Consider the following 6,425-nt stretch of genomic DNA (forward strand, 5'->3'; position numbering starts at 1 on the left):
GGTTTGTGAACCCCCCGCCGGTCAGCTTGGCCATCTCGTAGATTGCCTGCAGATCGTCGGGCGTCGCCGCCCGGATGACAAAGCTCATAACCCCCTCTTTTCGGCAAGCCGCAATATGGTGAGCGCCGAAAGCCGGGCGCGTTCGGCCAGGCTCTCGGCAATCAGGAATTCGTCCGCGCTGTGGATCGCGCCGCCGCGCACGCCCATGGTGTCGACCACCGGCACACCGCAGGCCGCGATATTGTTGCCATCGCACACCCCGCCGGTGCCGCGCCAGGATATGTCGAGCCCCAGATCGGCGCCGCAGCGCTTGACCAGGCCAAACAGCTTTTCCGCGCCCGGATCGATCGGTTTGGGCGGGCGGCCGAAGCTTCCATGAACATGCACGCCTACCTCGTGCGCGGCGGCGATCTCGTCCGCGAGCTGGCGCAGAGCGGCGTCAGCAAAGGCCTGCATCTCAAGGCCTTGCGGGCGGAAGTTGATGCGCAGTATTGCGTGATCGGGTACGACATTGTTGGCGCTGCCGCCGTCGATCTTCGCAGGATTGACCGACAGCCCGTCGCGGGTCAGCGCCTTCAGCTGTACCGCAAGATCGGCGGCGGCGACCAGCGCGTTGCGCCCCTCGTGCGGGTTGCGCCCGGCATGGGCAGAGCGGCCGGTGACGATGATCGAGAAATTGCCCGATCCCCCGCGCTCGCCCGCCAGCGTGCCATCGGGCAGGGCGGGTTCGTAGGTCAGCGCCGCCACTTTGCCGGCTGCCAGTCCGGCGATCAGCGGCGCGGACGAGGCAGAACCTACCTCCTCGTCACTGTTGATCAGCACGTCATAGCCGATGCTCGCGCCCAGCGGCGAGGCTTCCACGGCCTTGAGCGCGGCGAGCATTACTGCAATGCCGCCCTTCATGTCGGCGACGCCAGGGCCGTTCAGCACGCCCGGCTCGAGCCAGGTCAGACTCTGAAACGGATGATCGGCGGGAAACACCGTGTCCATATGCCCGGTGAGCAGCAGCCGCACATTGGCACCAGGGCGGACAGAAACGACCAGATGCTTTCCCCGCTCGACCGTGTCGATGCTGCCATCGGCGCGCACCGCCTCGACCGGCGCGCCATCGACCAGCCGCACCTCGCCGGGCAGCACGGAAAACGCATCGGTCAGCAGCGCGGCAGTCTCGGCAAGGCCAGCAAGGTTGCCCGATCCGCTGTTGATCGAAGCCCAGTGCTCCACTTGCGCGAGCATCGCGATCTGGTCGATCCGCTCCAGGCAGGCGATTTCGGATGCGGTCAGGCTGGCAGGTCTGGTCGTCATCCGCCACCTCTTAGCCGGGTTGGCGGCATCCCGCCACCCGTAGCAACCTAAACCGGATTTACTTTGGCAGCTTGCCTTGCCATAGGCTGTGAGCCATTCCTCCCCGGGAAAACTCTGCACCTTTTGGCATCACGCCAGGGGCCGATCGCATCCAGCAAAGAGGACCGGGAATGAGCGAATATCTCCAGAGCAACGGCATCAGCATCGATTCCGCGCTGCACGGCTTTGTCACCGAATCGGTGCTGGCCCCGCTGGCGCTGGACGGCGACCGCTTCTGGGCGGATTTCGCCGCTCTGCTCGAACGCTTCGTACCTGTGAACCGGAAGCTGCTGGAAAAGCGCGAAGATCTGCAGGCGAAGATCGACGACTGGCACCGCGTGCGCAAGGGCCAGCCGTTCAACGCGATGGAGTATCGCACCTTCCTCTATGACATCGGCTATCTGGTGACCGAGCCGCAGCCGTTCGCCATTGGCACGCAGAATGTCGATCCCGAGATCGCCACCATGGCAGGGCCGCAGCTGGTCGTGCCCTCGCTCAACGATCGCTTCGTGCTCAACGCCGCCAATGCGCGCTGGGGCAGCCTGTACGACGCCTATTACGGCACCGATGCGCTCGATGCCGCTCCCGCCCAGCCCGGCGGCTATGATCCGGTGCGCGGCGCGGCGGTGGTCAAGGCGGCCAAGGCGTTTCTCGACGAGGCCGTGCCGCTCGCGCAAGGCAGCTGGGCGGATTATGCCGGCGGCACGCCCACGCTCGCCGACCCGGCGCAGCTTGTCGGTACGCGCGGCGACAGCCTGTTGCTGAAGCATAACGGCCTGCATATCGAGATCGTGATCGATCCCGCGCACCCGATCGGCAAGGATGATCCCGCCGGGATTGCCGATGTGCTGCTCGAAGCGGCGCTTACCACCATCATCGACATGGAAGATTCGGTCGCTGCGGTCGATGCTGAGGACAAGATCCTGGCGTACACCAACTGGCTGGGCCTGATGCGCGGCGATTTGCAGGCCAGCTTCCCCAAGGGCGGCAAGATGCTGACCCGCGCGCTCGAGCCGGACCGCGACTATGTCGCGCCCGATGGCACCGCCTTCACCCTGCCGGGCCGCAGCGTCCTTTTCGTGCGCAATGTCGGCCATCTGATGACCAACCCGGCGGTGCTGCTCGCCGATGGATCGGAAGCGCCTGAGGGCATTCTCGATGCGGTGTTCACCAGCGCGATCGGGATGCATGACCTCAAGGGCCTGGGCCGCTTCCGCAACAGCCGCGCCGGATCGATCTATATCGTCAAGCCCAAGATGCACGGGCCTGAGGAATGTGTCTTTACCAACGATCTGTTCGACGCGGTCGAGGACATGCTGGGCCTTGCGCGCCACACGATCAAGGTCGGCGTGATGGACGAGGAGCGCCGCACCTCGGCCAATCTCGCCGCGTGCATCCATGCGGTGAAGGACCGGATCGTGTTCATCAACACGGGCTTCCTCGATCGTACCGGCGACGAGATCCACACCTCGATGCAGGCGGGCGCGATGATCCGCAAGGGCGACATGAAGGCCTCGGACTGGATCAAGTCCTACGAGGCGCGCAATGTCGGCATCGGCCTCAAGTGCGGGCTCGATGGCAAGGCGCAGATCGGCAAGGGCATGTGGGCCGCACCCGACATGATGCGCGACATGATGGAACAGAAGATCGGCCACCCGCTGACCGGCGCGAACACCGCCTGGGTGCCGTCGCCCACCGCCGCGACGCTGCACGCGATGCACTATCACAAGGTCGACGTCTTCGCCCGCCGCGCCGAGATCGCCGCGCAGCCGGTTCCGACGCTCGAGCCGCTGCTCAATGTGCCGCTCGCCGCCGGACAGAACTGGTCGCCCGAGGACATCCGCGCCGAGCTTGACAACAACGCGCAGGGGATTCTGGGCTATGTCGTGCGCTGGGTCGATCAGGGGATCGGCTGTTCCAAGGTGCCAGACATTCACGATATCGGCCTGATGGAGGACCGCGCGACGCTGCGCATTTCCAGCCAGGCGCTGGCCAACTGGCTGCTGCACGGCGTGTGCACGGCGGAAGAGGTCGACGCGGCGCTGCTGCGCATGGCGGCCAAGGTCGATGCGCAGAATGCGGGCGATCCGCTGTACAAGCCCATGGCGGACAATCCCGAAGGCTCGTTCGCCTTCCAGGCGGCGCGCGACCTGGTGTTCAAGGGGGTGGAACAGCCCAGCGGCTATACCGAACCGCTGCTCCACGCCTATCGCCAGAAGGTGAAGGCGGCTTAGTGCGATAGGAGCGAGGGCGCATACGTCCCTCGACTTCGCTCGGGACAAACGGACGGGGTTAAGGCTAATCGCCTAACAACATTTCCGAGTTCCCGAGCGTAGTCGAGGGACGTATGCGCGAGCCTCAGCCGTCACTCCTCCACCGCATCCAGATGCGCGCGGATCGCGGCGAGGCTCTCGTCGAGATGGCTGAGCAGGAACAGATGCCCGCCATCGTCGATGATCTTCAGTTCTGAATTCGGGATCAGCGTCTTGAGGATATGGCCGTTGGCGACCGGCACGATCTGGTCGTCGCCGCCCATCAGGATCAGCGTCGGCTTGTTCATGAAGGGCAGGAAGGGCGCGCTGGTCCAGCCGATCATCGCGAGCAGCTGGTAAAAATAGCCGATCTTCGACGGCGGCGTGATGCGCCCGGTATGGCCGCTCGCGCCCTCGGTCGATCCGCCATAGAGCGTCGCGAAATGCTTCTCCATATAGCTGGGGTCGATATAGCGGCGCGGATCGGCCATCTTGCTGAGCGCCGAGATATTGCCGGGGATCATGAACATGCCCGCGGTGGTCGCGGCGAGCACCAGCCGGTTGACATTGCCCGAATGCTGGAGCGCGAAATGCTGCGCCATCGCGCCGCCCCAGCTTACCCCCATCACGTCGACCGTCTCGATGCCGAACCGGTCGAGCAGCAGCCACGCGATGCGCGCCATCAGGAAGGCATTATAAGGCACACGCGGGTCGGGCGAGCCGCCGACGCCGGGCATGTCGAAGGTGATGAACGGCCGTTCCTCGAGCAGATCGGCAAAGGGGGCCACCGCCTCCATGTTCGCGCCGATGCCGTTGAAGAACAGGAGAGGGGGCTTGCTCAACCCCTCGTCGAACCGCCAGCGCGCGACGCGCAGCGTGCGGCCGTCGGCCTGCTCCATGGTGATTTCGGGCCCGGTGGTAGTGGCGTCTTTGAACTGGGTGGCCAAGAAGAATTCCGATCTGTCCGTGTTTCGTCGGTGCAATCCTCCCCGTTACGGGGAGGATTTGAAGGGCTCACTCCAGTACATACAGGCCGGGCGCGGGTTCCAGCGCGGGATGCTTCTTGCTGCCGGTCGAGGTCGGGGCGGCCTTCTTGTCGCCCGACCGTGCCTGGACCCATTCCATCCAGTAAGGCCACCAGCTGCCCTTGACCTCTTCGGCCTTGGCCAGCCAGTCGTCGACGTCTGCCGGGGTCTTGCCTGCCTTGGTCGGCGTGTTGCCCTTCATCTTGAAATATTTCGCCTTGGGGTTGGTCGGCGGGTTGAGGATCGCCTGCATGTGCCCCGATTGCGAGAGGATGAAATCGATATTCTTCGATCCGAAAAGCTGGGTCGAGCGATAGCAGGCGCGCCATGGCGTGATATGGTCGGTCACGCCGCCGAGGATGAACAGATCGTTGGTCACCTTAGACAGGTCGATCTTATGCCCGACCATCTCGACCTCGCCCTTGCGGGTAAAGGCGAGCGTTTCATAGATGTGCAGGAAATCGCCCATCAGGCTGGCCGACAGGTTGGTGGCGTCGGCATTCCAGAACAGCACGTCGAACGCCGGCGGATCCTCGCCCATCAGATAGTTGTTGATGACATAGTTCCAGATCAGGTCGTTGGGCCGCAGCCAGGCAAAGCCGCGCGACAGGTCACTGCCCTTGATCACGCCCTTGCGCGCCGCGCGCTGCTTGGCGAGTGCGAGGCCATTGTCGCTCATCAGCGATCCCGCCTCGATATCGGTCTGTTTGGGGTGCAGCACGCACACCATCAGCGTCACCGAGCCGATCCGGTCGTCGCCCGAGGCCTGGAGCTTGGAGACCAGCATCGCCAGCGTCTGCCCGCCCGAACAGCCGCCCGAGACGTTGACCTTTTTCGATCCGGTGATCTCGCACACCACGTCGAGCGCGCGGGTGCAGGCGGCGATATAGTCCGCCATCGCCCATGCGCCGTGTTCCTTTTGCGGGTTGCGCCAGGAAATGACGAAGGTCTGGATGCCGTTGTCGACTTGCCATTTCACCACCGATTTCTCGGGCGACAGGTCGTTGATGTACATCTTGTTGATCTGCGGCGGGATGGTCAGCTGCGGGATCGCGTAGACCTCGTCCGTCGTCGGCGCATACTGGATCAGCTCCATGATCTCGTCGCGATAGACGACATTGCCCTTCGAGGTCGCGACATTCTCGCCCAGCGTGAACGGCTTCTTGTCGACCTGGCTGACCATGCCGTCGTTATAGACCATGTCGTTATAGGCGTTCTTCAGCCCCTTGAGCAGCGACAGCCCGCCCGAATCGACGATGCGCTTCTGCGCGGTCGGGTTGCCGATCAGGCTGTTGGTGGGGGCGAGCGCATCGATGATGATCGCGGAGATGAAATTCGCCCGGTCGCGTTCGAGCGCATCAAGCTCGAGCTCGTCGATCCAGCTCTTCATGCCCTTCTGCACGGCGAGATAATATTGTGCGCCCGCCTTGAAGAACGGGTTGAACCGCCAGGCCGGGTCCATGAAGCGCTTGTCCTTGGGATCGGGCGACAGTTCGGACTGGCCCATCATGATCTTGACGACATCTTCGGAAAAGGCCTGGGCGTGCCGCATCGTGCGCGCCGGGTCGCTGGCGGTTTCGCGCAGCAACAGGCCGATCGCGCCAATGAAATCCTCGCGCGCCAGCCCCATCAGCGGTCCCAGCGCCGTGGTGGACTGGGCCGCTTCGTCGACCAGATCAGGGGTCTCACCTGCCATAAACACTCTCTCCCGAATGGTTTGCCGCCCCGTTCATGCGGGGTCGGTCGGGGAGCACAGTATAGCGGTGCTGCGGCGGGCACAATGGCCGCCGCAGCACCGCTATAC

At 64.2% G+C, this 6,425-nt stretch carries 4 protein-coding genes; 1 reads left to right on the forward strand and 3 read right to left on the reverse strand.

The annotated features are described in order from the left end of the window. Window positions 1-84 precede the first annotated feature (84 nt). A complete protein-coding gene (locus AX735_RS04985; protein ID WP_066276569.1) occupies window positions 85-1,305 on the reverse strand; it encodes a hydrolase in 1,221 nt (406 codons plus the stop codon). A gap of 170 nt (window positions 1,306-1,475) precedes the next feature. Here AX735_RS04985 and AX735_RS04990 point away from each other — a divergent pair, with 170 nt between their 5' ends. Next, window positions 1,476-3,578 (forward strand): malate synthase G, encoded by a 2,103-nt coding sequence (locus AX735_RS04990; RefSeq protein WP_066276572.1) that lies wholly within the window; start codon window positions 1,476-1,478, stop codon window positions 3,576-3,578. A 131-nt stretch (window positions 3,579-3,709) separates the two neighbouring features. On the opposite strand, the gene AX735_RS04995 is transcribed toward AX735_RS04990, so the two are convergent. Both AX735_RS04995 and AX735_RS05000 read right to left on the reverse strand, forming a co-directional pair. Beyond that, complete coding sequence (locus AX735_RS04995) at window positions 3,710-4,543, reverse strand: alpha/beta fold hydrolase (RefSeq protein WP_082750938.1); 834 nt, start codon at window positions 4,541-4,543, stop codon at window positions 3,710-3,712. A gap of 67 nt (window positions 4,544-4,610) precedes the next feature. Next, the gene (locus AX735_RS05000; RefSeq protein WP_066276574.1) at window positions 4,611-6,317 is read right to left on the reverse strand and encodes a PHA/PHB synthase family protein; all 1,707 of its coding nucleotides are present in this window, start codon (window positions 6,315-6,317) and stop codon (window positions 4,611-4,613) included. Window positions 6,318-6,425 lie beyond the last annotated feature (108 nt).

This window comes from Blastomonas sp. CCH1-A6, from assembly GCF_001556365.1.
GTDB lineage: Bacteria > Pseudomonadota > Alphaproteobacteria > Sphingomonadales > Sphingomonadaceae > Blastomonas > Blastomonas ursincola.